This window comes from Methylobacterium sp. P5_C11, assembly GCF_054049775.1.
Window position 1 is genome coordinate 1 of the sequence record NZ_JBFULS010000002.1, and the last position, 24,618, is coordinate 24,618.

20 protein-coding genes are annotated in these 24,618 nt (G+C 70.8%); 8 read left to right on the forward strand and 12 right to left on the reverse strand.

The window, feature by feature from the left end; genetic code table 11:
• Window positions 1-112: 112 nt before the first annotated feature.
• A complete protein-coding gene (gene ada / locus ACXJKQ_RS01860) occupies window positions 113-1,177 on the reverse strand; it encodes a bifunctional DNA-binding transcriptional regulator/O6-methylguanine-DNA methyltransferase Ada (protein WP_457104232.1) in 1,065 nt (354 codons plus the stop codon).
• A 184-nt stretch (window positions 1,178-1,361) separates the two neighbouring features.
• Here ada and ACXJKQ_RS01865 point away from each other — a divergent pair, with 184 nt between their 5' ends.
• Window positions 1,362-2,348, forward strand: coding sequence for an alginate O-acetyltransferase AlgX-related protein (locus tag ACXJKQ_RS01865; protein ID WP_457104072.1), 987 nt, complete (start codon window positions 1,362-1,364; stop codon window positions 2,346-2,348).
• Window positions 2,349-2,371: 23 nt separating this feature from the next.
• On the opposite strand, the gene ACXJKQ_RS01870 is transcribed toward ACXJKQ_RS01865, so the two are convergent.
• Window positions 2,372-3,118, reverse strand: coding sequence for a YebC/PmpR family DNA-binding transcriptional regulator (locus tag ACXJKQ_RS01870; RefSeq protein WP_457104073.1), 747 nt, complete (start codon window positions 3,116-3,118; stop codon window positions 2,372-2,374).
• Window positions 3,119-3,315: 197 nt separating this feature from the next.
• Between ACXJKQ_RS01870 and ACXJKQ_RS01875 the strand changes: the two genes are divergently transcribed.
• Window positions 3,316-4,362 (forward strand): SDR family oxidoreductase, encoded by a 1,047-nt coding sequence (locus tag ACXJKQ_RS01875; protein ID WP_457104074.1) that lies wholly within the window; start codon window positions 3,316-3,318, stop codon window positions 4,360-4,362.
• Between the two features lie 31 nt (window positions 4,363-4,393).
• On the opposite strand, the gene ACXJKQ_RS01880 is transcribed toward ACXJKQ_RS01875, so the two are convergent.
• The 5 genes from ACXJKQ_RS01880 to ACXJKQ_RS01900 form a co-directional block, all read right to left on the reverse strand.
• Complete coding sequence (locus ACXJKQ_RS01880; RefSeq protein ID WP_457104075.1) at window positions 4,394-6,355, reverse strand: methyl-accepting chemotaxis protein; 1,962 nt, start codon at window positions 6,353-6,355, stop codon at window positions 4,394-4,396.
• A 492-nt stretch (window positions 6,356-6,847) separates the two neighbouring features.
• On the reverse strand, window positions 6,848-7,636 hold the full coding sequence (locus ACXJKQ_RS01885) for an HAD-IA family hydrolase (protein ID WP_457104076.1): 789 nt from the start codon (window positions 7,634-7,636) through the stop codon (window positions 6,848-6,850).
• The gene (rpe, locus tag ACXJKQ_RS01890) at window positions 7,630-8,316 is read right to left on the reverse strand and encodes a ribulose-phosphate 3-epimerase (RefSeq protein ID WP_457104077.1); all 687 of its coding nucleotides are present in this window, start codon (window positions 8,314-8,316) and stop codon (window positions 7,630-7,632) included. Before rpe ends, ACXJKQ_RS01885 begins: the two co-directional genes overlap by 7 nt.
• Window positions 8,317-8,335: 19 nt before the next feature.
• Window positions 8,336-9,196 (reverse strand): phosphoribulokinase, encoded by an 861-nt coding sequence (locus tag ACXJKQ_RS01895; RefSeq protein WP_457104078.1) that lies wholly within the window; start codon window positions 9,194-9,196, stop codon window positions 8,336-8,338.
• 23 nt (window positions 9,197-9,219) lie between these two features.
• Complete coding sequence (locus tag ACXJKQ_RS01900; RefSeq protein WP_457104079.1) at window positions 9,220-10,275, reverse strand: class 1 fructose-bisphosphatase; 1,056 nt, start codon at window positions 10,273-10,275, stop codon at window positions 9,220-9,222.
• A gap of 182 nt (window positions 10,276-10,457) precedes the next feature.
• Here ACXJKQ_RS01900 and ACXJKQ_RS01905 point away from each other — a divergent pair, with 182 nt between their 5' ends.
• Together ACXJKQ_RS01905 and ACXJKQ_RS01910 are read left to right on the forward strand one after the other, a co-directional pair.
• Window positions 10,458-11,405 carry a LysR family transcriptional regulator gene (locus ACXJKQ_RS01905; protein WP_457104080.1) on the forward strand — a complete coding sequence of 316 codons (948 nt, stop codon included), beginning with the start codon at window positions 10,458-10,460 and terminating at the stop codon, window positions 11,403-11,405.
• The gene (locus tag ACXJKQ_RS01910; RefSeq protein WP_457104081.1) at window positions 11,402-12,643 is read left to right on the forward strand and encodes an NAD(P)/FAD-dependent oxidoreductase; all 1,242 of its coding nucleotides are present in this window, start codon (window positions 11,402-11,404) and stop codon (window positions 12,641-12,643) included. Before ACXJKQ_RS01905 ends, ACXJKQ_RS01910 begins: the two co-directional genes overlap by 4 nt.
• A gap of 6 nt (window positions 12,644-12,649) precedes the next feature.
• Here ACXJKQ_RS01910 and ACXJKQ_RS01915 read toward each other — a convergent pair whose 3' ends face one another.
• From ACXJKQ_RS01915 to ACXJKQ_RS01925, 3 genes are all read right to left on the reverse strand, one after another.
• Window positions 12,650-13,891, reverse strand: a complete 1,242-nt coding sequence (locus ACXJKQ_RS01915; protein ID WP_457104082.1) for an MFS transporter — start codon at window positions 13,889-13,891, stop codon at window positions 12,650-12,652.
• 82 nt (window positions 13,892-13,973) lie between these two features.
• Entirely contained in the window at window positions 13,974-14,879 is a 906-nt protein-coding gene (locus ACXJKQ_RS01920) for an amino acid ABC transporter substrate-binding protein (protein ID WP_457104083.1), read from the reverse strand.
• Window positions 14,880-14,997: 118 nt separating this feature from the next.
• The gene (locus ACXJKQ_RS01925) at window positions 14,998-15,633 is read right to left on the reverse strand and encodes a glutathione S-transferase family protein (protein WP_457104084.1); all 636 of its coding nucleotides are present in this window, start codon (window positions 15,631-15,633) and stop codon (window positions 14,998-15,000) included.
• Between the two features lie 195 nt (window positions 15,634-15,828).
• Here ACXJKQ_RS01925 and ACXJKQ_RS01930 point away from each other — a divergent pair, with 195 nt between their 5' ends.
• From ACXJKQ_RS01930 to ACXJKQ_RS01945, 4 genes are all read left to right on the forward strand, one after another.
• Window positions 15,829-16,209 carry a response regulator gene (locus tag ACXJKQ_RS01930; RefSeq protein ID WP_457104085.1) on the forward strand — a complete coding sequence of 127 codons (381 nt, stop codon included), beginning with the start codon at window positions 15,829-15,831 and terminating at the stop codon, window positions 16,207-16,209.
• A 56-nt stretch (window positions 16,210-16,265) separates the two neighbouring features.
• Entirely contained in the window at window positions 16,266-18,239 is a 1,974-nt protein-coding gene (locus tag ACXJKQ_RS01935; RefSeq protein ID WP_457104086.1) for an AI-2E family transporter, read from the forward strand.
• 132 nt (window positions 18,240-18,371) lie between these two features.
• Window positions 18,372-19,991, forward strand: coding sequence for a hybrid sensor histidine kinase/response regulator (locus ACXJKQ_RS01940; protein WP_457104087.1), 1,620 nt, complete (start codon window positions 18,372-18,374; stop codon window positions 19,989-19,991).
• 17 nt (window positions 19,992-20,008) lie between these two features.
• Window positions 20,009-20,323 (forward strand): plasmid stabilization protein, encoded by a 315-nt coding sequence (locus tag ACXJKQ_RS01945; RefSeq protein ID WP_457104088.1) that lies wholly within the window; start codon window positions 20,009-20,011, stop codon window positions 20,321-20,323.
• A 57-nt stretch (window positions 20,324-20,380) separates the two neighbouring features.
• Here the strand turns inward: ACXJKQ_RS01945 and ACXJKQ_RS01950 are convergent, their stop codons facing one another.
• A complete protein-coding gene (locus tag ACXJKQ_RS01950) occupies window positions 20,381-21,271 on the reverse strand; it encodes a ketopantoate reductase family protein (RefSeq protein ID WP_457104233.1) in 891 nt (296 codons plus the stop codon).
• 14 nt (window positions 21,272-21,285) lie between these two features.
• On the reverse strand, window positions 21,286-24,372 hold the full coding sequence (gene ydiJ / locus ACXJKQ_RS01955) for a D-2-hydroxyglutarate dehydrogenase YdiJ (RefSeq protein WP_457104089.1): 3,087 nt from the start codon (window positions 24,370-24,372) through the stop codon (window positions 21,286-21,288).
• Between the last annotated feature and the right edge of the window lie 246 nt (window positions 24,373-24,618).

A 24,618-nucleotide genomic window follows, 5' to 3' on the forward strand; every position in this document is an offset into this window, starting at 1 on the left:
GCCCGGGGGGGTTCGGCGGTCCGCCCGGCGGGCCGGGCGCAGGCCCGGGTGGCGGCGGTTTCGGCGGCGGCGGTTTCGGTGGACCTGGCGGAGGACGTCGCTAGGACGGGCCTCAGCCCCCGGCCTCCCGATCGAGCAGCGCGCGCTTGCGCGCGACGCCCCAGCGATAGCCCGAGAGAGCGCCGTCCGAGCGCACCACCCTGTGGCAGGGGATGGCCACCGCGACCGGATTCGCCCCGCAGGCCCGGGCGACCGCGCGCATCGCCGTCGGCAGGCCGATGGCCCGGGCGATCTCCGCGTAGGTCGCCGTCGACCCGACCGGGATCTTGCGCAAGGCCTCCCAGACCTGCTGCTGGAAGGCGGTGCCACGAATGTCGAGGGGCAGGTCGAGACCGCTGCCCGGCGCCTCCACGAGGCCGATGACCTGCGCCATCCAGCGCTCGAAAACCGGATCGCCGCCTTCGATCTCCGCGCCGGGAAAGCGGTCCTGGAGATCCTGCAGCAGGGGCTCGGGCGCATCGCCGAGCAGGATCGCGCAGACGCCCGCCTCGGTGGCGGCGACCAGGATCGCGCCCAGGGTGCAGGCGCCGATGCCGAACCGGATATGCAGGCCCGCGCCCCCGGTCCTGTAGGATGCGGGCGCCATGCCGAGGCGGGGGGCGCCGCCCGCGTAGAAGCGGCTCGCCGCGCCGTAGCCGGCTTCGTACAGGACCTCGGTCACCGAGGCGGCTCCCGGCAGACGGGCGGCCACCGTGGCGGCGCGGCGGGCGGCGGCATAGCCCTTCGGCGTCACGCCGGTGGCGGCCTTGAACACCCGGTGGAAATGGTAGGCACTCAGGCCGGCGGCGCGGGCGAGTTCGGCGAGCGACGGCATCGTCTCGGCCGACTCGATCAGGCGACAGGCCCGGGCGACCATCTCGGCCCTGCGCTCGGCCAGCGCGGGCTCGTCCGGGCGGCAGCGCCGGCACGGCCGGAAGCCGGCAGCCTCGGCCTCGGCGCAGGACCGGTGGAAGGTCACGTTCTCGGGCCGCGCCGCCCGCGAGGCGCAGCTCGGACGGCAGTAAACCCCGGTGGTGCGGACCGCGTACACGAAGGTGCCGTCGGCGCGCGCGTCGCGGGCCGAGAGGGCCGCCCAACAGTCGGCTTCACTGAGATCGGGCCTGGGAACCACGCGCATGGCGGCGGCACTATGCGGCTTGGCGTGGGCGTTGGGGAGGGGCATGAGGGGACCTGCCGGGCGGTGGATGGCGCTCGCCGCACTCTGTCCATCCGTTGCCGCTCCGGCATCCCGCTCCTTGCGCCCGAATCCGCTGCAACCGGCGGCCGGCACCGGAGCGGGCGCTCCGCCTCGCGAGGACGCCATGGCATCCAGCAACACCGACCACATCCATGTCGGCCAGGACGGGTGGCTGTTCCTGAAAACGGGGACCAACGATGTCCTCGGCCAGTACGAACGGCCCGAGGAGACGACGGAGCTGATCTGGCAGTGGCGGAGCCTCGTGACGACCCGCGAACGGCGCCTGCGCGGCCTGGGTATCCTGTATCGCCACGTCGTCGCCCCGGAGAAGCTGATGATCTACGATCACCGTCTCGACGGGCTCGCGATCCGCCCGGCCGCGTCGCCGGCCTACCGTCTGCTGCACAACGAGCCCTCGACGGGCCGCCTTCGAGGCCCCATCGCCCGCTACGCCGGCTGGCGCCGACGGAAGCGCTGGCGGGCGACCTGCATCGATCTGGTGACCCCGATGCGGACGCAGCGCGACAGCGCCGACCTCTACTGCCGGACCGACACACACTGGTCGTTCGAGGGATGCTTCCTGGCCTATGCTGAGATCTGCCGGGCACTGGGAGCAACGCCGCGGGACGACCTGCGGGACCGGCCCTCCTTCGAGACCGACCACGACGGCGATCTGGGAAGCGCGTTCGATCCGCCGCGGCGGGCGCGCTCGCGCACCGTCCTGATGCAGCAGGACGCGGTGCGGACCTATGGCAGCCCGATCGTCGAGGCACGGGAGAAGGCCGGGCTCCTGCACACGCTGCATGTCGGCGCCCACGTGGTCTACGGCAACGCCAAGGCCACCGACCCGCGGCGGCTGGCGCTGTTCGGCGATTCCTTCTCGCACGTCATGCCGTACATGCTGACGATCATGCTCGCGGAAACGTTCCGCGAGGTGCACTTCATCTGGAGCACCTCGCTGGACTGGCCGTATATCGAGCGCGTCCGGCCCGACATCGTGCTCACCGAGGTGGCCGAGCGGTTCATGGTCCAACTGCCCGACGACACCTTCTCGGTCGAACGTTACGCCCAGGAGCGTTTCGGCGCCGAACTCGCCGCCGCCGGCGCCTGACCGGTGCCGGCGGGCCGATCCGATCAGGCCTGCAGCTTGGCCATCAGCGCGTCGGACAGGGCGAAGTTGACGTAGACGTGCTGAACGTCGTCCTGGTCCTCGATCACCTCCACGAGGCGGATCAGCTTCTCGCCGGTCTCGTCGTCGACATCGATGGTGTTCTGCGCCTTCCAGATCAGGCCGGTGCGGCTGGGCTCGCCGAAACGGGCTTCCAGCGCCTTGACAACGTCGCCGTAGGAATCCTGTGCGCAGACGACCTCGTGACCGTCCTCGCCGGAGCTGACATCGTCGGCGCCGGCCTCGATGGCGGCCTCCAACATCGTGTCGGCATCGGCCACGGAGGCCGGGTAGGCGATCACGCCGACGCGGTCGAACATGAAGGCGACGGCCCCCGTCTCGGCGAGGCTGCCGCCGGACTTGGTGAAGGCCGAGCGCACGTCCGAGGCGGTGCGGTTGCGGTTGTCGGTCTGCGCCTCGACGATCAAGGCCGCGCCGCCGGGGCCGTACCCCTCGTAGCGGATGTCCTCATAGTTCTCGCCATCCACGCCGGCTGCCTTCTTGATGGCACGCTCGATATTGTCCTTGGGCATGTTCTCGGCGCGGGCCGCCAGGATCGCCGCCCGCAGGCGTGCGTTCATCGCCGGATCGGGCGTGCCGAGCTTGGCCGCGACCGTGATCTCGCGGGCGAGCTTGCCGAACACCTTCGAGCGGACCGCATCCACCCGGCCCTTCCGGTGCATGATGTTCTTGAACTGCGAATGGCCTGCCATGACGGTTCAGACTTTTGTTCGTTGGCGAGGGCGGGCGTTCGGGACCCCGCCGTCGCGGCTGTGAGATCGCGCCGTATATAGGCCGCCCGCTTCCGGCGAAGCAACGCAGCCGCTCATGGAGCCCGGGATCGGTCGGCCGCGGAAAGATTACCGTATCCGGGCGTTGCCACAGGGAGTGCCCCTCAATCGGAGGCCTGATGCCGAGCCGGAATGGACGCAACACGGTCATGGTCGCGGGCGCGAGCGCCGGCGTCGGCCGGGCGGTGGCCCACGAATTCGCCCGGCACGGCTGGAATGTCGGGCTGATCGCCCGGGGCGAGGCAGGGCTCAGGGGCACGATCCGCGACGTGGAGCAGGCCGGTGGCCGGGCACTGGCCTTCGCGGCCGACGTCGCCGACGCGGATGCGGTCGCGCAGGCCGCCGACGCCTTGGCCGACCGGTTCGGCGGTATCGACGTCTGGGTCAACAACGCCATGGTGACGATCTACGCAGCCGTGCAGGAGACGCGCCCGGAGGAATTCCGCCGCGCCACGGAGGTCACCTATCTCGGCCAGGTCCACGGCACCCTGGCAGCCCTCCGACACATGGTCCCGCGCGACCGGGGCACGATCGTCCATATCGGCTCGGCGCTCGCCTACCGGTCTATCCCGCTCCAGGCGAGCTACTGCGCCGCCAAGGCCGCCGTGCGCGGCTTCGTCGATTCCCTGCGCAGCGAGCTGCTCCACGACGGCAGCCGGGTGCGGCTGACGATGGTGCAGCTGCCGGCGGTGAACACGCCTCAGTTCGACTGGGCGCGCTCACGGCTGCCGCGCAAGCTCGAACCGGTGCCTCCGATCTACCAGCCGGAGGCCATCGCCCGGCACGTCTTCCGGGCGGCCCACGATGCGCCGCGGGAGTTGTGGATCGGGGCCTCGGCCTGGACGGCGATCATCGGAAACATGCTGATCCCGGGCTGGATCGACGGCTATCTCGCCCGGCACGGCTATCGCGGGGAGATGACCAGCGTGCAGGCCAAGAGGAACCGACCCGACAACCTCTACGACCCGGTAGATACCGATCCGGGGGCGCATGGACGCTTCGACGCCCGTGCGACCGGACAGGTCACCGCGGCCGACCCGCGCTGGCTGAAATTGGGCCTCGCGGCGGCGCTCGGTCTCGTGGCCGGGACGATGCTGTTCGCCACCGAGGCGCACGGGCGCGAGACGGGGCGACAGGCCCGTCGGCGGAGCCAACCCCCGGTCTAGCCGCGCGACAGGCCGAGGCCGGCCTGCCACCTCACGCCGCCCGCACAGTCACGAGGAAGCGCTGGACCTCGGCCGTGAGTTGCGCGGATTGATCCGACAGCGCCGATGCCGCGGCCAGAACCTGGCCCGCGGCCGTGCCAGTCTCCTCGGCGGCCGAAGCGACGCTCGCGATGTTGCTCGTCACCTCGCCCGTCCCGGCCGCAGCCTGCCCGACATTGCGCACGATCTCCTGCGTTGCAGCCTCCTGCTCTTCGACGGCCGCCGCGATCGAGGCCGCGACGCCGTTGATCTCGCGGATCCGCGCCGCGATGGCGCCGAGCGCGGACGCGGCCTGATTCGACGCGCCCTGCACCTGCCCGACCTGCCGGCCGATCTCCTCGGTGGCCCGGGCCGTCTGGTCGGCCAGCGCCTTCACCTCCGCCGCCACGACGGCGAAGCCCTTGCCGGCCTCGCCGGCGCGGGCCGCCTCGATGGTGGCATTCAGCGCCAGCAGGTTCGTCTGGGCCGCGATGCCCGAGATCAGCGCCACGATCTCGCCGATCTTGCCGACGCTCTGGGTCAGGGCGTGGACCAGCTCGCCGCTTCGGTCCGCCTCCGCCACGGCAGTCTGCGCCAACCCCGCCGAGCCATCGACCTGCCGGCCGATCTCCTGCACCGACGTGCCCAGCTCCTCCGCGGCAGCCGCGACCGTGCCGACATTCGTTGCGGCTTGGTCGGCCGCGGCCGCCACGGTGGTCGACCGCGCCGCCGTCTCGGAGGCGGTGGACGCCATGGACTGCGCCGTGGCTTGCAGCGCGCCTGCCGAGCCGGACACCGCGCGGACGATCCCGCCGACCGCTTGCTCGAACCCGTCGGCGATCTCCCGCAGAGCCGTGCGGCGCTCCACCTCCGCGGCGTGCCGGGCCTCGGCGGCCTCCTGCTCCAGCGACCGGGTCCGGAGCAGGTTGTCCTTGAACACCTGTACGGCGCCGGCCATCGCCCCCAGTTCGTCCGTGCGCTGGGCTCCGGACACGTGGCCGTCGACGTCGCCGTCGGCGAGGCGGCGCATGGAACCCGCCAGCCCGAGGATGCCCCGCACGACGCGCACCTGGACGATCAGGATCGCCGCAGCCGCGACTCCGGTCGCGAAAAGGATGGCGGCGACCGCGAATATGAAATCCTGGCGGGCCGCCGCCGCGGAGGCGCGCGCCCGCTTCACGGCCGCGTCGATGACCGTGACCGCCGCGTCGGAGATCGCCTTCAGGCCGGCCAAGACCCGGGTATCCCATTCCGGATCCAGGCTGAGCAGGGGGCGCCCCGCCAGGAGCTCGCCGATTGCGGCCTGCCGCATCTCCGACAGGCGGCCCGCGAAATAGGCGGCCTTCGCGCTGGCATAGGCCTCCTTCACGTCTGCATCGACCCCGGCGATCTTCACGGAGCGCTCGGCGAGTTGCCACGCCGTGCGCTCCTCTGCCTGTGCCGTGATCAGCCGCTGCAGGGCTTCGGGCTTGCTCGTGATCACTTGGGTTCGGAAGTCCCCGACGAGCGCCAGGACAGTGCCGCCGCTCTTGCGTGCGACCCAGGTCGCCGCCCTGGCATCGAGATAGCTGCCAAAGGCCGTGTCGAGGGTTTGAATCTCCGTCTCCAAAACCTCTGAAGCGGCTTCGAGCGCTGTGATGAAGCGGTTCGCGTGGTCGTCCACGTTCTTGCGGAGCGTCGGATCGCGCTCGGCGAGCCTCTGTTCGAAGGCGACGTCCATGGCCGGGCGGGCGCGCTGCCACGCGCGCAACAGGGTTTGCAGGTCGGCTCCCTTCGCGCGCAGGCCCGCCGCCGGGGCTTGGCTCAGCCCGGTGATGGCCGTGTCCGCGACCGCGTCGAACGCCGTCCGGCCCGCGAGCGAGGCCTGCCGGTGGCTGCGATTACGATCAGGCTCAGCGGAGAGGGCGAACAAGGCCCAACCGCGCTCGACGCGCAACTCTGTCAGACCGACGAAAAGTCCGTGGTCAATGGACATGTAAGTCGCGACCTGATCGGCCTTATTCAGTGCCGACCGGCTCCTGAATATCTCCAATGCGGCGAAACCGATCGACGAAAGGCCGATCAGAGCGAATAGAGACACGAGCAAGAAACGGATCGACGGCGCACGCACGAACATTACCCCACTCTTGCGAGCACGAGGTCTGATTATCCTAAGATTTATTCACAAAGCAATCAGATTTTTCAGCAGTTCGATATTCGTCTTATTGACGATATGTACCTACAGATCATTCTTTATACAAGAATTTATTCAAAAATATTCAGCTCGATCGAAATAATATACGGCGATCAGTCGAACGGTTGTTGCGGCGCAACCTCGGTGAACTTCCCGCCCTGGCAGACCGATCTCGATCCGGCGCAAGGTCAGTCACGGGAGCCGTCGCTGCCGGTAATGGGGACGGCGATCTCCGCCGACGTCGGGGGCACCCGAGGCGGCGCGCACCGTCCGGAGATGGTTGGGCGTCCCGGCCTACGGATGCATCTCAGGACCGTGCGGGACTGCGCCGTGACCCGCGAGGCTCGCGTGCCACCGGTTCAGGCCGGCTAGGTCCACGACGCCGCCCGGCCATTCGAACCCGGCGAGGTGCCGGTGCGGCCGACCCGGCTCGCCGAGGTCCGAGACCGCCGAGAAGGCGCCGTCGAGCCGGTGGCTGTCGGTGTAGCGGCTCCGGGTCGCCAGGACCGGAAGGCCGGCGGCGCGGGCCGAGCTGATGCCGGCGGCGGAATCCTCGAACGCCACGGCGTCCGCGGCGGCGACGCCCAGGCCGGCGAGCGCCAGCAGATAGACGTCGGGCGCCGGCTTCTTGCGGTCGGCCTGGTCGCCGGCGGCGATCACGTCGAAGGGCACGAGGCCGGGCGCGAAGTTCACGGCGACGAGCTGATCGACGTTCGGCCGGCTGGTCGTGGTGGCGACGGCGAGCCGGATCCCGGCCGCCCGCGCCTCGGCGATCAGCCGTCCGATGCCAGGGCGCAGGGGCAGCCGACACGCCGCCACCAGCGCGCCGTAGGCGGCGGTCTTGCGGGCGTGGATCTCCGGGGCCAGGGCGTGGAGCGCGTCGGCCTGCGCGGCGTGCTGCGTGTCGATGTAATGGGCGAGCCGCTCCTTGCCGCCCATCACGGTGAGCAGATCGGCGTAGAGCGCCGGAGCCCAGTCCCAGGGCAGGCCGACCTCCGCGAACGCGCGGTTGAACGCCTGCCGGTGCAGATCCTCGGTCTCGGCGAGGGTGCCGTCGACGTCGAAGATCAGCGCCTTCAGCACGACAGGTCGCGGCCGGAGGCGCCCTCCGCGCCATCACGGATCGCCGCGATGCGCTCGGCATAAGCGTCCGGGCCGCCGGCGAAGACGGCGTTGCCGGCGACGAAGGTGTCGGCACCGGCGCGGCTCGCGGCCTTCACGGTCTCGGGATCGATGCCGCCGTCGACCTGGATGCGGATGTCGCGCCCCGCCACCATGGCGCGCACCCGCGCGACCGACTCCATGGCGCTCTTCAGGAAGCTCTGCCCGCCGAAGCCGGGATTGACGGTCATCACCAGCACGAGGTCCACGAGGTCGAGCACCGGCTCGACCATGGCGGCCGGCGTGCCGGGATTGATCGCCACGCCCGCGCGCTTGCCGAGGTCGCGGATGGTCTGGAGCGAGCGATGGATGTGCGGCCCGGCCTCGGCATGGACCGTGATGCCGTCGGCGCCGGCCTGCGCGAAGGCCGCGAGATACGGATCGGCCGGGGCGATCATCAGGTGCACGTCGAAGAACTTCTGCGTGTGCGGTCGCAGAGCCTTCACCACCGGCGGCCCGAAGGTGATGTTGGGCACGAAATGCCCGTCCATCACGTCGAGGTGGATCCAGTCGGCCCCGGCCGCATCCACGGCGCGGGTCTCCTCGGCGAGCTTCGAGAAGTCGGCGGAGAGGATCGAGGGGGCGATGACGGGTGTGAGCATGGGAGGCTTTCGGGATGGTTCAGGCCAGCCTGCGGCGGCGCTCGACGAGCTGCATGATCATCGGCGTCAGGATCAGCTGCATGGCGAGATCCAGCTTCCCGCCGGGGATCACGATGGAATTGGCTCGGCTCATGAAGCTGTCGTGGATCATGGAGACGAGATACGAGAAATCGATCCCTTTCGGGTCCTTAAAGCGGATCACCACCATCGACTCGTCGGCGGTGGGGATCCAGCGGGCGATGAACGGGTTCGAGGTGTCGACCGTCGGCACCCGCTGGAAGTTGATGTCGGTGAACGAGAATTGCGGGCAGATGGTCTGCACGTAATCCGGCATGCGCCGCAGGATCACGTCCGTGACGGCCTCGGTGGAGTAGCCGCGGAACGATCGGTCCCGGTGCAGCTTCTGGATCCATTCGAGGTTGATCACCGGCACGACGCCGATCTTCAGGTCGGCGTAACGGGCGATGTCGACGTCCTGGTCGGCCACGCAGCCGTGCAGGCCCTCGTAGAACAGCAGGTCGGAATCCGGGGGGAACGACTCCCAGTCCGAGAAGCTGCCCTCCGGGATGCCGTAGGCGTGCGCATCGTGGGCGTCATGCGCGTAATGGCGGGTCCGGCCGGTGCCGGACTCGGCGTAGCTTCGGAACACCGCCTCCAACTCGGGCAGGAGGTTGGCCCGCGGCGCGAAGTGGGACAGCGTCGGCTCGTTCGCCATCATGGCCCGCATCGTGTCCCGGTCGAAGGCGTGGAAGCCGTCGCCCTCGATGAACACCGCCAGCACGTCCTCCCGGCGGAAGATCTGCTCGAAGGTGTTGCGAACCGAGGTCGTGCCGGCCCCGGAGGAGCCGGTCACCGAGATGATGGGATGCCGCGCCGACATTCTGTTCGGCCTTCGTGCTGCGCCTACGACCGCATGAGGCCGCGCTGGCCGAAGAGCGGCGAGCGGCCGGCATCGGGCTTGCCGCCCGCGTAGTAGGTCGCAACGCAGTCCACCTCCTCGGTGGAGCCGCAGACCAGAGGCGCCCGCTCGTGGATGCCGGTGGCCACGAGATCGAGAATCCGGGTCTGGCCATCGGTGGCGGCGCCGCCGGCCTGCTCGACCAGCATCGCCACGGGGGCGACCTCGTAGAGCAGCCGCAGGCGGCCGCGGGCGTAGTTCTTCCGGGCGTCGCCCGGATAGAGGAACACGCCGCCGCGGGTCAGCACGCGCTGGATGTCGGCCACCAGGGAGGCGAGCCAGCGCATGTTGTAGTCCTTGTCGCGCGGCCCCTCGGTGCCGCGCTGGCAATCCTCGATATAGGCCTTCACCGGGGCGTCCCAGTGCCGGGCGTTCGAGGCGTTGATGGCGAATTCCTTGGTGGTGGCCGGCACCGAGAGGGCCGGGCTCGTCAGCTTGAACCGGCCCTCGGCGCGGTCGAGCACGTAGGACTGGGTGCCGTCGCCAAGCGTCAGGATCAGCGCGGTGGCCGGTCCGTAGGTGACGAAGCCCGCGGCGATCTGGGCCGAACCGGGCGTGGTGAACGATGCGAGCGGATTCGCCGGATCCTTGATCGACGGCCGGATGCCGAAGATCAGGCCGACGGCCATGTTGACGCCGATGTTGGACGAGCCGTCGAGGGGATCGATGGCGACCGCGAGCGGCGCGTCCGGGTTCAGCCGCATCACCTCCTCGGCCTCCTCGGAGGCGACCTCGGCGACCGGGGCGCCGCGAAGCGCCGCGGTCACGCTTTCGTGCGCGATGACGTCGAGGGCCTTCTGCACGTCGCCGTCGCTGTTATGCTCGCCGGCCGCCGCGAGGTCGCCGCCGAGCGCCCCGCGCCCGATCCGCTCGCTGATCTCCACGGCCGAGCGCGCGACGGCCGCGATCACCGCGGCGGCGTCCTTCAGGGCCGGGTTGGCGTCCACGGCCTGCGCCAGGCAGGTCTCGAGGGGCGTTCCGACCGCCGCTGAAATTGCCATCGGCCTACTCCTCCTGCTCGGATCCCGTCCCTCGGGATCGCGCGTTCCGCGCCGGCTCTGTAGCGGCCGCTCGGCTGCCAAGATAGCGGTCTCTGTCTCCGGATCGACAGGAACCCGCGGCCGGGCCTTCAAGATTTCTGTGCGATCTTGTGCCATAGGACGAAAAAAACGAGATGTCCGCCATGCGCAACCTCTCCCTCAAGCAGCTTCAGGCGGTCGCTGCCGTGGCCCGCCTCGGCACCATGACCCGGGCGGCGCAGGAGCTGAACGTCACTTCGGCCGCGCTCTACGCGCGCATCCGCCAGCTGGAGGAGGAGGCCGGGCTGCTGCTGTTCGACCGGACGCCCGGCGGCCTCAAGCCGACCGATGCCGGCCGCGAGATGCTCTGGGCGATCGACAGCATCAACACGGTGCTGGAGACCTGCACCGACCGCTTGCGCACCCTGCGCGGCGCCGAGGGCGGACGGGTGGCGCTGGGCGTCGTCTCCACCGCCAAGTACTTCGCGCCCCAGGTGATCGCCGGCTTCGTCAAGAAGCATCCCGGCGTCGAGATCAGCCTGTCGGTGCGCAACCGCGGCCAGACCGTCGAGGCCCTGCGCGGCTACGAGATCGACTTCGCCCTGATGGGCCGCCCGCCCCGGGACTTCCCGATCGAGGCCGCCACCTTCGGCCCGCACCCGATCGTGCTCATCGCGCCGCCGGGGCACCCTCTGGCGGGCAAGAGCGGCCTGAACCGCGAGGACCTCGCCGACCAGCCCTTCTTCCTGCGCGAGGAGGGCTCGGGCACGCGCATGGTGTTCGAGGAATTCATGGCCGGCGTGCTGGTGAAGCGGGCACCGCTCGATATCGACACCGGCTCGAACGAGACCATCAAGCAGGCGGTCATGGCCGGCCTCGGGATCGCGCTGCTCTCGGTGCATTCGGTGGCGGCCGAGCTGGAGAGCGGGCGGCTCGTGCTCCTCAACGTCAAGGGCCTGCCGATCCGGCGCGACTGGTACGCGGTCCGGCGCGCCGACAAGGTGCTCGGGCCTGCGGCCTCCGCGGTCTGGTCCTACCTGATGTCGGAGGGTGCGCGCAGCCTGCCGGGCGTCGCAGAGAGCGGTCTCGCGCTGGCGGGAGCCAAGGCGTGAGTGCGGCCGGGATCGTCGTCGCGGGCGCCGGCCAGGCGGGCTTCCAGCTCGCCGCCTCCCTGCGCGAGGGTGGGTTCAGGGACCCGATCACCCTGGTGGGCGACGAGACCGCCCTTCCCTACCAGCGGCCGCCCCTGTCGAAGGCCTACCTCGCCGGCAAGACCGATCAGGAGGGTCTGTTCCTGCGCCCGCCCGGCTTCTTCGCAGAGCACGCGATCACGCTCCGGCCGGGGCTCCGGGCCGTCGCGATCGACCGGACGGCGTGCCGGCTGCAGCTGTCGGACGGCGGGCACCTGCCCTACGACCACCTCGTGCTCGCCACCGGCGCGCGCAACCGGCCTCTGCCCGTGCCCGGGGCAGACCTCGAGGGTGTGCGTCAGCTGCGCGGCCTCGCGGATGCCGACGCGCTCAAGGCGGAGATCGAGGCCGCCCGGGCGATCGTGGTGGTGGGCGCCGGCTTCATCGGGCTCGAATTCGCCGCCGTCGCGGCCGGGCGCGGCCTCTCCGTGACGGTGATCGAGGCAGCCGAGCGCCCCATGGCCCGGGCGATCTCGGCGGAGATGGGCGCGTTCTTCCGCGCGGCTCAGGAGACCATGGGCGTGCGCTTCGCCTTCGGGGCCGGCGTGACGGCGATCCTCGGACGGGACGGCCGCGCCGTCGGCGTCGCCCTCGCGGACGGCGGAGAGCTGCCCGCAGACCTCGTCCTCGTCGGCATCGGCGTGCTGCCGAACCGGGACGTCGCCCTGGAGGCAGGCCTGCCGGCCGAGGATGGGGTCCGGGTCGACGCGTTCCTGTCGACACCCGATCCGGCCATCTCGGCGATCGGCGACTGCGCGCGGTTTCCCAGCCCCTTCGCCCACGGACTCACGCCGGACGGCACGGTGCGCATCGAATCCGTGCAGAACGCCATCGACCAGGGGCGCTGCCTCGCGGCACGGCTTAACCGAAAGCCGGCGGCCTACGGCGCGCTGCCCTGGTTCTGGAGCGACCAGGGCCGGCACAAGCTGCAGATCGCCGGGTTGTCGGGCGCCTCGGATAACAGCGTGGTCCGCGGGTCTGGACCCGCCTTCTCGGTCTTCCGCTTCCGCGACGGCCGCCTGAGCGCCGTCGAATCCGTCGACAGGGCGGCCGACCACATGATCGCCCGGCGGCTCCTTACGGCCGGGACGCCGCTGACCCCGGACCAGGCGGCGGATCCGGATTTCGACCTCAAGGCGCTTGCGCTGCAGCGGCCCTGAGGGCGCTCAGCCCGGGAACGCCACCGGGGCGGACTTCTGCCGCAGGGCGATGGCGGTGCCGATGCCGAGCGCCAGGATGGTGACCGCGCAGAGGGCGAGCGCTCCGAATTGGCCGAGCCGGAGGAGCGCCTGCCCGATCACCGCGACGCCGAGCGCCTGCCCGCAGAAGAACGAGAAGGCGTGGAGCGCCACCGCGGAGGCGCGGGCCGTGGGCGCGACCTCGGTGACCTGCGTCTGGTAGGTGTTGTGCAGCATGTAGAATCCGAGCCCCATGGCGGTGAGCGCGGCGCAATCGACCTGCCACGTACCGGCGAGCCCGACGACGGTGAGGGATGCGCCGCAGATCAGGCCGCCGCCGATGAGCATCCGCGGCAGGCCGAGCAGCCGCACCAGCAGCCCGACCAGGGCCGAGTAGAGCAGGCCTCCGACCGCAAACCCCGCCAAGACGAGTCCGGCCTCGCGCGGGCCGCCCTCGCCGCGGGCCTCGATCAGCGGGGCGAGGTGCGGGAACACGCCGAAGATCGCGATGGCCTCGATGAACACCGCCGAGAACAGCACCCGCGCCCGGGGATTGCGCAGGATCGTCCGGTAGCGCGTCACCGCCACGCCGAAGGCCGGACGTCGGGCGGGGGCGCGACCGGCCCGGTCGAAGCCGAACACGGTCGCCGCGCAGGCTATGGCCGCCACCGCTGCGGTGACCGCGAAGACGCCCCGCCAGCCGATCGCCGCCTCGATCAGGCCCGCGAAGGTCGAGCCCGAGAGCTGGCCGAGGATCACCGCAACCAGGAAACGGCCGATCGCCACCTGACGGCTCTCCATGGGCACTCGGTCGCCCAGCAGCGCCAGGGACAGGGGAATGCAGCCCCCCGCCGCAGCCCCCGCCAGCATGCGCAGGCCGAACAGGCTGCCGATGTCGGGGGCGATGCTGCACAGGGAGAGGGCGACGGCGAGCACCGCCAGGCAGGTGCTCATCACCCGCTCCTTGCCGAGCGCATCGCCGATCGGCCCGAGCACGGGCTGGATGAAGGCGTAAGGCAGCGCGAAGGCGGTGGAGAGGAGCGCCACCGTGTGGGCGTCGCTCGCGAGGTCCCGGGCGAGCACGCCCACCAGGGGCTCGACGGAGCGCAGCGCGAAGGTGCTGCCGAACCCCGCGCAGGCCAGCACGACGATCAGGCGCGGGATCGAGGTGGCCGGCGGCGCGGCGAGCGCCGCGGCGGATGGGAGGGCCGGCTCTGTGCTGTCCGTCATGGGAACGCTTCGCGACGCGGGCAGAATCCGCTCTGCGGCATCGCATCTCCCTCGCCGGAGCGGAACCCCGCCGCGCGACAGATCAGTGCGCGTAGAAGGCCGGATCGGAATTGTCGGTCGGATTCGCGAAGGCCCAGCGCAGGGCGGAGGACAGCGGTACGGTGTAGGTCAGCCCGCGCGGCGGCACCGGCTTCAGGAACCAGCGGTCGTAGAGCGTCATGATCTCGGGGCTTCGGTAGAGATCGGCGGTCGCCCGGTCGACCACCGCCTTGAAGGCCGGATCGTCCCGGCGCAGCATGATCCCGTAGGGCTCCGGATTCGACAGGGTCTCCTCGCTGACCACGTAGGCGGAGGGCTCCTTGGACTGTGCCGCGACCACGCTGAGCTGCACGTCGTCCATGACGAAGGCCGCCGCCCGGCCGGTCTCGACCATGAGGAACCCTTCCGGGACGTCCTTGGCGGCGGTCACCGTGATGCCGAGCTTGCGCTCGTTGTTGGCCTTGATCAGCATCAGGATGTTGGTCGAGCCGGCCACCGACGAGACCGTCTTGCCGCGCAGGTCGTCCAGGCTGGCGATGTGCTGGTCCTTGCGGGACACGAAGCGGGTCGCCGTCAGGAAGTGCGTGTTGGTGAAGTCGACCTGCTTCTTGCGCTCGGCGTTGTTGGTCGTCGTCCCGCATTCGAGATCGATCGTGCCGTTGGTCATCAGCGGGATGCGCGACGAGGAATTGACGAACTCCATGGCGACCTCGAGGCCGGGCCTCTTGAGCTCGCGCTTCACCGCGTCGGCGATCCGCAGGCAGATGTCGACCGCGAAGCCCACGACCTTCTGGTTCTGGTCCAGGTAGCTGAACGGGGTCGCGGTGTCGCGCACGCCGAGGACCAGCCTGTTGTTGTCCTGGATCTTCCTCAGGGTGCCGGCGGGCTCCCCTGCCTGGGCGGGAGCGCCGAGGAGGAGCGCGGCGAGCATGGGGGCGAGCAGGCGCATGGGCTGGCGTGTTCCGGTCGCGCGATCGGGGCGCCGGGCGCGTTGCTCCGCGGCGGGGAGCCGGACTGCGCGCCGGATCCGGCCCCCGGATCCGGCCTCAGCAAGAGTCCGGCCGCGCTCAGGCCGACGCGGCCGCCTCGTGTTCCTGCGCGAGCTGCGCGTCCGCGGCGGCGACCTTGCGGGAGGCCGGGCGGGATCGGATGCGCTCCACGTAATCCACCAGGATGGGCGCGGGCTCGACGAGGCCGAACCCCATGGTCCAGCCGAGGGCGCCGCCCCACAGGACGTCGGCGGCGCTGAAGCGCGCCCCGAGCAGGTATGGGCCGGGCGTCAGCGCCTCCTTCACCCGGGCGATGACGCTGTCGTAATCGGCATAGGCCGACATACCGCGCGGCCCCGGCTCCCGTTTCAGGTGCCGGTCGATCACGGCGGGCTCGAAGCAGGAGCCGTAGAACACCATCCAGCGCAGGTAGGCGGCGCGGGCGGGCTCGGCGGGCGCCGGGGCGAGACCGGCCTCCGGGAACAGGTCCGCGAGGTAGAGGTACACGGCCGCCTGCTCGGTCACGAGGGCCTCCCCGTGTCGGATCGCCGGCACCTTCGCCATCGGGTTGACGGCGCGGTAGGCGTCCTGGAGGTGCTCGCCGGCCCGCATGTTGAGCGCGTGCAGCCGATACGGGACGCCGAGTTCCTCGAGCAGCACGCGCACGCCCGACGAGCGGGTATTGGGCGAATGATAGAACTCGATGTCATGCATATTGGACGCTCCGCAGCCGGCGAGGATTGTCGATTCGCACGGCGGCACGCTCATACCGGCTGAAGTTCGGGTCAACCGCGGACCGGTACGCTGCTTCTCAAGGGACCGGAATCGCGGCAGGAACGTTGGGCGATTGTGCGATGCCGCGCGTTGGGGTTCCGTCCCGGACGATGCGAGCCGGGGGTTCGAGTTTCCATGGCGAAGATTCTGCTGGTCGAGGATCACGAAGAGATCTGGGACTTCCTCTCTCGGCGCCTCAAGCGGCGCGGCTACGAGGTGATCCTGGCGCATGACGGCGAGGCCGGCGTCCATCAGGCCCGCTCGGGCCAGCCCGACGTGATCCTCCTCGACATGAACCTGCCGGTCCTCGACGGCTGGTCGGTCGCGCGGACCCTGAAATCGGGCACCGACACCCGGGCGATCCCGATCATCGCGCTCACCGCGCACGCGATGTCGGGCGACCGCGACAAGGCGATCCAGGCGGGCTGCGACGACTATCATCCCAAGCCGGTCGATTTCTCGAAGCTGCTCAGCCAGATCGGCGCGGCCCTGGGCGAGACCGAGCAGGCGAGCTGACCCGGTTCGGATCGGCGCGCCGTCGCCCCGAGAACTGACATGAGTGGAGCGTATTCGTGACCGAGGATCCCGTCACTGCCCAGCGCCTGAAGCAGGGCCTGCCGGTCATCGTGGCGCTGGCCTCGCTGCTCCTCGTGGTCGCCACGTTGGCGGCGCTGTATTTCGGCCGCGAGATCCTCGTGCCGGTGACACTGGCGATCCTGCTGAGCTTCGTGCTGGTGCCGGCGGTCCGGATGCTCAGGCGGCTGCGCGTGCCGCGGGCGCCGGCAGTGCTGCTGGTCGTCGTGATCGTCTTCGGCGCCCTGTTCGGGCTCGGCAGCCTGATCGCCAGCGAGGCATCCCAGCTCGCCGCCGACCTGCCGCGCTACACCCAGGTGATGCGCACCAAGATCAAGGATCTGCGCGGGGCGACCTCCGGGACCAGCACGCTGTCACGGATCGTCGACATGGTGCAGGATCTCGGCTCCACCCTGCAGCCGCCGCCTGCCGCGGAGGTGCGTGGCGAGCCGGGATCGCGCACGCATCCCCTCACCGTCGAACTCACGCCCGCCCGCGCCAGCGTGGTCGACACGCTTCAGACCTTCGCGGGACCGATCCTCCATCCCCTGGCCACGACGGGCCTGATCCTGATCTTCACGATCTTCATCCTGCTGCAGCGGGAGGATCTGCGGAACCGGGCGATCAAGCTGGCCGGCGGCTCGGGCGACCTGCGCCGCACCACGGCGGCGATCGACGACGCCGCGAGCCGGCTCAGCCGGTTCTTCCTGGCCCAGCTCGCCCTCAACATCGCCTTCGGCCTCGTCATCGGCGTCGGCCTCTGGTTGATCGGCGTGCCGAGCCCGACGCTGTTCGGCGTTCTCGCGGCGATCCTCCGGTTCGTGCCCTATATCGGCGCGGCGATCAGCGCCCTTCTGCCCCTGATCCTCGCCGCAGCAGTCGATCCCGGCTGGAGCATGGTGATCGCCACCGCGGCGTTGTTCCTGGTGGTGGAGCCGATCTGCGGCCACGTCATCGAGCCGTTGCTCTACGGCCACTCCACGGGCCTCTCGCCGGTCGCCGTGATCCTGGCGGCGACGATCTGGACCTTCCTGTGGGGCCCGATCGGCCTCGTGCTGGCGACGCCGCTCACGGTCTGCCTCGTGGTGCTCGGGCGCCATGTGGAGCGGCTCTGGTATCTCGACGTGCTGCTCGGCGACCAGCCCGCGCTGTCGCCGCCCGAGATCTTCTACCAGCGCATGCTGGCAGGCGATCCCGTCGAGGCGATCGACCAGGGCTGGCAGTTCCTGAAGGAACGCGCCCTCGTCACCTACTACGACGAAGTCGCCCTCGCGGGGCTTCTACTCGCCCAGGAAGATCTCTCGCGCGGCACCCTGGACCGCGAGCGGCAGGACGAGGTCGGCGCGGCGATCCGCACGGTCGTCGACCGCCTGGGCACCGCTCCCGTGGCACGGCGGACCCGTCGGGGATCGGGCCGCGGCCCCGATACCGAGACCGCGGCGGCGCTGGCCGCCATCGGGCCGGACCGGCAGGTCGCCGGCATCGTCCTCGGCCGCGAGGACCTCGCGCCCAACTGGCGGGGCGCGACCCCGGTCCTGTGCGTCTCCAGCCGCGGCCCCTTCGACGAGGCGGCGACGCTGATGCTGAGCCAGATCCTCGCCCGGCACGGGCTGGCCTCGCAGACCCTGTCGATGGCGGCGATCCGCGCCGGCGAGCGGCCCGAGAACCCCGAAGCTTTGGCGCTGATCTGCTTCTCCTACCTCGAGCCGGTGAGCCTGTCGCAGATCCGGTTCACGGTCCGCCAAGCTCGGGCCGCGGTGCCGGGCGTCCGGATCCTGGTGGGTTTCTGGCGCGAGCGCGATCCGGCGACCCTGGAGAGGCTGCGTCGGGCGACCTCGGCGGATTTCCTGGTGACGTCCCTCAACGAGGCCCTTTCGGCGGTGCTGGACACCTGCCGGGCGCCCACGCCGTCCCGGCTCGTCCCGGCCCAGGTCGAAACGCACGCCGGGTCACCACAGCCGGCCGCAGCATGAGCCGCCGGCGCGACACCGCCGCCGGGCACGCGCCGTCGACATCGCGCGCCCGACCGCTACAGTCTCTCACGCCCGTCGTGATCGGCCGCGCGCGAAGTGCTTCCAGGATCCGGGGGGTAACGACCGACTCTCATGTCTGAGACTCCAGAAACATCCCCCGCCGGGCCGAGCCCTCCGATCAGGGACAGCGCACCGAGCGACTTGAGCGACCGCAGGAGCGACATCTTCTTCGCGGCCGTCGAGACGACGCGCATGCCGATGATCGTCACCGATCCGCGCCAGCCCGACAACCCGATCATCTTCGCCAACCGGGCCTTCCTGGCGATGACCGGCTACACGCCGGAGGAGCTGATCGGACGCAACTGCCGATTCCTGCAGGGGCCGGAAACCGACCGCGAGAGCATCGCCCAGGTCCGCGCGGCGATCGCCGAGAAACGGGAATTCGCCACCGAGATCCTGAACTACCGCAAGAACGGTTCGACCTTCTGGAACGCCCTGTTCGTCTCCCCGGTCTACAATGCCGACGGGGAACTCGTGTACTTTTTCGCCTCGCAACTCGACGTCTCGCGCCGCCGCGACGCCGAGGAGGCCTTGGGCCAAGCCCAGAAGATGGAGGCGCTCGGCCAGCTGACCGGCGGCATCGCGCACGATTTCAACAATCTGCTTCAGGTGATCGTCGGCTACGTCGACATCCTGGCCGCCGGCCTCGAGAAGCCCGACGCCGACCGCGCCCGGCTGGGGCGGGCCGCCGAGAACATCCGCCAGGCCGCCGAGCGCGCGACGACCCTGACCCAGCAGCTGCTGGCCTTCGCCCGCAAGCAGCGGCTGGACGGCCGCGCGGTCAACCTCAACACGCTGATCGAGGGGATGGGCGAGATGGTCGCCCGCTCCGTCGGCGAGGCCGTGAAGATCGAACTCGATCTCGCGGAGGATCTCTGGAACTGCCGCGTCGACCCCACCCAGGCCGAGGTCGCGATCCTGAACGTCCTGATCAACGCCCGCGACGCGATGCCGGAGGGCGGCACCGTGCGGATCTCCACGGAGAACAGCGAGATCGCCGCCCGCGGCCGGGAGATCGGGCCGCTGCGCGATGGCCGGTACGTCAGCATCGCCATCAAGGATACGGGGACCGGCATCCCGCCGGCCGTGCTCGCCCGGGTGATGGACCCGTTCTTCACCACCAAGGAGGAGGGCAAGGGCACCGGGCTGGGCCTGTCGATGGTCTACGGCTTCGCCAAGCAGTCGGGCGGTGCCGCGCAGATCGACTCGACGGTGGGCGCGGGCACGACGGTGCGCCTGTCGTTCCCGGCGACCGACGGCGACGTGAACACGCCCCCGAAGGTCGCGCTGCGGTCCGTGGACCGGCAGGGCACCGAGACGATCCTGATCGTCGACGATCGCGAGGACGTGGCCGAACTCGCCCGGACCATCCTGCGGGACTTCGGCTACACGACGCTCGTGGCCGGCAATGCCCGCGAGGCCCTGGAGATCCTGGATTCGAGCGAGCGCATCGATCTGCTGTTCACCGACCTCATCATGCCCGGGGGCATGAACGGCGTGCTGCTGGCCCGCGAAGCGCGCAGCCGCCAGCCCAAGCTCAAGGTCCTGCTCGCCACCGGCTACGCGGAGGCGAGCCTGGAGCGAACCGATATCGGCGGCTCGGAGTTTGATCTCCTGAACAAGCCCTACCGGCGCACGGAGCTGGTCCGACGCGTGCGGGCCATCCTCGACGGTCCGACCGGGGTGGGCTGACCTTCGGGAGACGGCCGATGTCCCAGGGCGACAAGTCGAAGTACACCGACAAGCAGAAGCGCAAGGCGGAGCATATCGCGGAATCCTACGAGTCCCGCGGCGTGCCGGAAAAAGAAGCCGAGGCCCGCGCTTGGGCCACGGTCAACAAGGACGACGGCGGCGGCAAGAAGCCGGGCGGCTCGGGCCGGGGCAAGTCTACCGGTCATCCGGCCGCCCACAAGGGTGGCGCGAGCGGTGGCGAGGCGTCTGAAGGCCGGACGGCTGCGGAGCGATCCGCCTCCGCCAGGAAGGCCGCTGCGACCCGGAAGGCGAATGCCGCGGCGCGGGCGTGAGACGGATTGGCCGGCAAGGGCACAGCCGCGCCGTCGTCCCGAGCCACCCAGGGCGATCTAGCCGTCCCGCTCGGCGAGCTTGACCAGCGTGTGCAGCATCCGGTTGGCCGGCGTCGGGACGCCGAGTTCCGCGCCCTTGCGCACGACGTAGCCGTTGAGATGGTCGATCTCGCTGGGCCGGCCCCTGGCCAGGTCCTGGGCGGTGGACGAGCGCTGGTCGGCCATGGCGACGCTGAGCGCCATGACGCTGTCGAAGATGTCGGGCGCCACCCGCACATCCGCGGCTCTGGCGACGGCGCCGCATTCCCGCACCACGTCGGTCATGGATGCGACGACGCCCTCGCCCTGGACCAGCCGGCCGTAGGGAAGCTGCGTCAGGGCCGACAGGGCATTGTAGGCGCAGTTCATGATCAGCTTCGCCCAGAGGGCGTCGACGGCGCGCTCCGAGACCGTCGTCGGGATCCCGGCCGCCGTGAACGCGGCGGCGATGGCCGCACTCGTCTCCGAGGCGCCGAGGATCAGGTCGCCCCGCCCGTTGTGCCGGACGCGGCCCGGCCCGGTCATCGCGGTGGCGACGTAGACCGCCACCGGCACCACCGGCCGGCCGAGCACTGCGGCGAGCCGTTCGGCATTGTCGACGCCGTTCTGGAGGCTGAGGATCGTGGCGGCGGCGGCGAGATGCGGCGCGATCATCGCGCCGACCGCCTCGGTGTCGCCGGACTTCACGCAGACGAGCACGAGCTCGGCCCGGGTGACCCCCTCGCCCTCCGTCGTCGCCCGCACCGGCACCGCGTCCGTCCCGCCCGCGCTCTCCAGCACGAGACCGTCCGACCGTACCGCCTCGACCAGGGCGGGACGGCCGATCAGCGTCACCGGGTGGCCAGCCTTGGCCAGGAGGAACCCGTAATAGCAGCCGACCGCGCCGGCTCCGACGACAGCGACGTTCATGGCGGTACCGCTGCTCATCGCGCCGAAGCCGCGGCGCGCTCGGGATGGAACGGGGCTGCGCCGACGGCGCTGCTGCGGACATGATCGAGGAGCGCCTGGGCSGGGTGGCGCAGGCGCACGCCGTCGACGAGCTTGGCTTGGCAGCGGCAGGAATAGCCGTCCGCCAGCAGGGTGCAGCCGGGCGCCTCGGCCACGAGGCGCGCCCAGCTCAGCCCGTAGATCGCCTCCGACGTGGCCCGGTGGCGCGCCTCGTGGCCATAGGTTCCGGCCATGCCGCAGCAGCCGGCCGCCGGCACCTCGAGCCGCAGGCCCAGATGGGCGAACAGGGCCTGCCAGTCGCGGACCGCGCCCGGCGCGTTGGTGCGCTCGGTGCAGTGGGGCAAGAGCTGCAGCGTCCCGCCACCTTGCCGGGGTGGGATCCGGTCGAGCTGCGCGGCGAGCCATTCCTGGAGCAGATGGACCTTGGGCAGGTCACCGCCTCCCAGCGCCTGCGCGTATTCGGACCTGTAGGTCAGCGTCATCGACGGATCGATCCCGACGAGGGGCACGCCCTGGCGCGCCAGTTCCGACAGCATCCCGGCGTTGGACCGGGCAACGGCGGCGAACCGGGCCAGGAACCCGTGCACGTGCAGCGGCTTGCCGTTCGGGCGATAGGGCACGAGCCAGGGCTTGAAGCCGAGGGCGGCCAGCAGCGCGCAGGCGTCGGCCACGACCTCCGCGTCGAAATGGCTGGTGAAGGCGTCCTGCACCACCAGAACCGCCTTCTCCCGATCGCCGGGGTCCAGCCGGGCGAGCGCCTCGGGAGTCGCGACGGCGACGCCGAGATCCGCCAGCCGCGCCGAGAGGGCGACGGGCGACAGGGTCGGGATCGCGACCAGTCCGGCCCTGGCGAGCAGCAGGCGCACCACCGGATTGATCAGGAGGCCGTTGCTCAGGCGCGGCGCCCGGGCGGCCAGCGGCAGGAGCGGTTCCAGCGCCGCTACGAGGTGGTCCTTCAGGGGCCGGGCGTAGCGCGTGTGGTAGAGCGCCAGGAACTTCGCCCGGAAGCTCGGGACGTCGACCTTGATCGGGCAGGCGCCCGTGCAGGACTTGCAGGCGAGGCAGCCATCCATCGCCTCCTTCACCGCGTGGGAGAAGTCGCCCGCCTCGGATCGCCGCCGGATCGTGCCCCATAGGGTAGCGGCCAGGTCGCGGAGCCACCCGGCCCGCTGCCGCGCCAGTTCGGCGGTCGGATCGACGCCGTCCGACGCCGCGCGGCGCAGCCACTCGCGCATCAGCGACGCCCGGCCCTTCGGCGAGTGCCGGCGCTCGCGGGTCACCTTCCAGGACGGGCACATGGCCTCGTCCACATCGAAGCTGAAGCAGGCGCCGTTGCCGTTGCAATGGAGGGCCTCGTCGAAATCCCGGCGGACCGGCGCCGGGATGGTGCGGTCCTGCTCGCCCCGGCGCGGCACACCGTCGATCGGGGTCAGCGCCTCACCCGTCGCCGAAGCGATCTTGCCGGGGTTCATCCGGTCGCCCGGATCGAAGGCGCGCTTGACGGCCTCCAGGGCCGGCATCAGCGGGCCGAAGGTCCGGGGCACGAATTCGGAGCGGAATCCCTTGCCGTGCTCGCCCCAGAGCAGGCCACCATACTTGGCGGTGAGCGCCACCACGCCCTCCGTGACCTCGCGGATCAGGCCGTTCTGGGCGGGATCCTTCAGGTCGATCGCCGGCCGGACGTGCAGGACGCCGGCATCGACGTGGCCGAACATGCCGTAGCGCAGCCCCTTGCCGTCGAGGAGCGCCCGGAACTCCGCGATGAAGTCGGCGAGCCGTTCCGGCGGGACCGCCGTGTCCTCCACGAAGGGGATTGGTCGCGCGTCGCCCTTGGCGGCCCCGAGGAGGCCCACCGCCTTCTTGCGCATGGTCCAGAGTTTCTCGATCGCCGCACCCCGGGCGACGGTGAAGGCGAGGCGCTTGGTGTCCGGGCCGCGCTCGGCCTCCAGCATGGCGATGAGCCGCCCGAGGACGGCCTCGACGGACGCGGCGTCGTCGCCCACGAACTCCACGAGATTGATGCCGTCCACCGGCCGCCCGGCCGGATCGTCGGGGAAGAAGGCCTGCACCTCGGCCCAGATCGGATCCCTGCGGGCGAGCGCCAGCACCGTGGAGTCGATCGTCTCCACCGAGGCGGCGCCGAACGGCAGGAGCGCCTGCGCGTCGCGCAAGGCCGCGTCGAAATCGACGTAGGACAGCGCCACCAGAACCGCGGCCTTGGGGATCGGCAGCACGTTGAGCCGCGCCTCGGCGATCAGCGCCAGCGTCCCCTCCGAGCCGCAGAGGACGCTTTTGAGGTCGAAGCGCCCCTCCGCGTCGCGGAGATGCGCAAGGTCGTAGCCGGTCAGGCAGCGGTTGAGCCTGGGGAAGCGCGCGGCGATCAGCGCCGCGTTCTCGGTGACGACCGTATCGACGGTGCGGTGGATCGCGCCGACGCGGTCGTTGCGCCCCTTGGCGGCGCTCAGCCCCGCCTCGTCCAGGGGCTCGGCGGTCCAGACCGTGCCGTCGGTGAGCACGCAGGTCAGGGCCAGGACGTGGTCCCGGGTCTTGCCGTAGAGGCACGAGCCCTGCCCGCAGGCATCGGTGGAGATCATGCCGCCGATCGTGGCGCGGTTCGAGGTGGAGAGTTCCGGCGCGAAGAACAGGCCGTGCTTGGCGAGTTCCCGGTTGAGCTGGTCCTTCACCACCCCCGGCTCGACCCGGACACTCCGGTTGGCGGCGTCGATCTCCAGGATGCGGTTCATGTGCCGCGAGGTGTCGACCACGAGGCCGTGGCCGAGCGACTGGCCGTTGGTGCCCGTGGCCCCGCCCCGCGGACGGATCACGATCGCGGCGAAGCGCGGGTCGTCCAGCAATTTGGCGATGCGCACGAGGTCGTCGCGGGTCCGCGGGAAGGCCACGGCCCCCGGTTCCACCTGGTAGATCGAGTTGTCGGTGGCGAAGACCGTGCGGTCGGCGTCCGAGAGCGTCAGGTCGCCCTCGAAGCCGCGCAGGCGCAGCTCGGCGCAGGCCGCTTCGTAGAGCGGCACGGCCTCGGTTCGGCGGGTCAGGACCGGGATCATCCGTGCCTTCTACACCCGGCAGATCGCGAAGGAAGATCGGCCGTTCTGTCGCGCGTCTCCCTGCGCCCGCCGGCATCCCCTTGCCACACCGGCCGGCGCGGGACGCTCGACGGGCAGGTGGACCGGGCAAGCCGGCGCGCCTGTCGGCTCGGCCTGGAGGCGATCCGTGCACCCGGCTTCGAGACTGACATGGCGGCCGAACTGATCCGGAAGGTCGCCTCCACGGTTATAGACACGGACGGATCG

Coding starts and splice junctions, on each gene's coding strand:
- ada (WP_457104232.1), bottom strand. CDS start 1,177: ATGCGCGTGGTTCCCAGGCCCGATCTCAGTGAAGCCGACTGTTGGGCG.
- ACXJKQ_RS01865 (WP_457104072.1), top strand. CDS start 1,362: ATGGCATCCAGCAACACCGACCACATCCATGTCGGCCAGGACGGGTGG.
- ACXJKQ_RS01870 (WP_457104073.1), bottom strand. CDS start 3,118: ATGGCAGGCCATTCGCAGTTCAAGAACATCATGCACCGGAAGGGCCGG.
- ACXJKQ_RS01875 (WP_457104074.1), top strand. CDS start 3,316: ATGCCGAGCCGGAATGGACGCAACACGGTCATGGTCGCGGGCGCGAGC.
- ACXJKQ_RS01880 (WP_457104075.1), bottom strand. CDS start 6,355: ATGTCCATTGACCACGGACTTTTCGTCGGTCTGACAGAGTTGCGCGTC.
- rpe (WP_457104077.1), bottom strand. CDS start 8,316: ATGCTCACACCCGTCATCGCCCCCTCGATCCTCTCCGCCGACTTCTCG.
- ACXJKQ_RS01895 (WP_457104078.1), bottom strand. CDS start 9,196: ATGTCGGCGCGGCATCCCATCATCTCGGTGACCGGCTCCTCCGGGGCC.
- ACXJKQ_RS01900 (WP_457104079.1), bottom strand. CDS start 10,275: ATGGCAATTTCAGCGGCGGTCGGAACGCCCCTCGAGACCTGCCTGGCG.
- ACXJKQ_RS01905 (WP_457104080.1), top strand. CDS start 10,458: ATGCGCAACCTCTCCCTCAAGCAGCTTCAGGCGGTCGCTGCCGTGGCC.
- ACXJKQ_RS01915 (WP_457104082.1), bottom strand. CDS start 13,891: ATGACGGACAGCACAGAGCCGGCCCTCCCATCCGCCGCGGCGCTCGCC.
- ACXJKQ_RS01920 (WP_457104083.1), bottom strand. CDS start 14,879: ATGCGCCTGCTCGCCCCCATGCTCGCCGCGCTCCTCCTCGGCGCTCCC.
- ACXJKQ_RS01925 (WP_457104084.1), bottom strand. CDS start 15,633: ATGCATGACATCGAGTTCTATCATTCGCCCAATACCCGCTCGTCGGGC.
- ACXJKQ_RS01930 (WP_457104085.1), top strand. CDS start 15,829: ATGGCGAAGATTCTGCTGGTCGAGGATCACGAAGAGATCTGGGACTTC.
- ACXJKQ_RS01940 (WP_457104087.1), top strand. CDS start 18,372: ATGTCTGAGACTCCAGAAACATCCCCCGCCGGGCCGAGCCCTCCGATC.
- ACXJKQ_RS01945 (WP_457104088.1), top strand. CDS start 20,009: ATGTCCCAGGGCGACAAGTCGAAGTACACCGACAAGCAGAAGCGCAAG.
- ACXJKQ_RS01950 (WP_457104233.1), bottom strand. CDS start 21,271: ATGAACGTCGCTGTCGTCGGAGCCGGCGCGGTCGGCTGCTATTACGGG.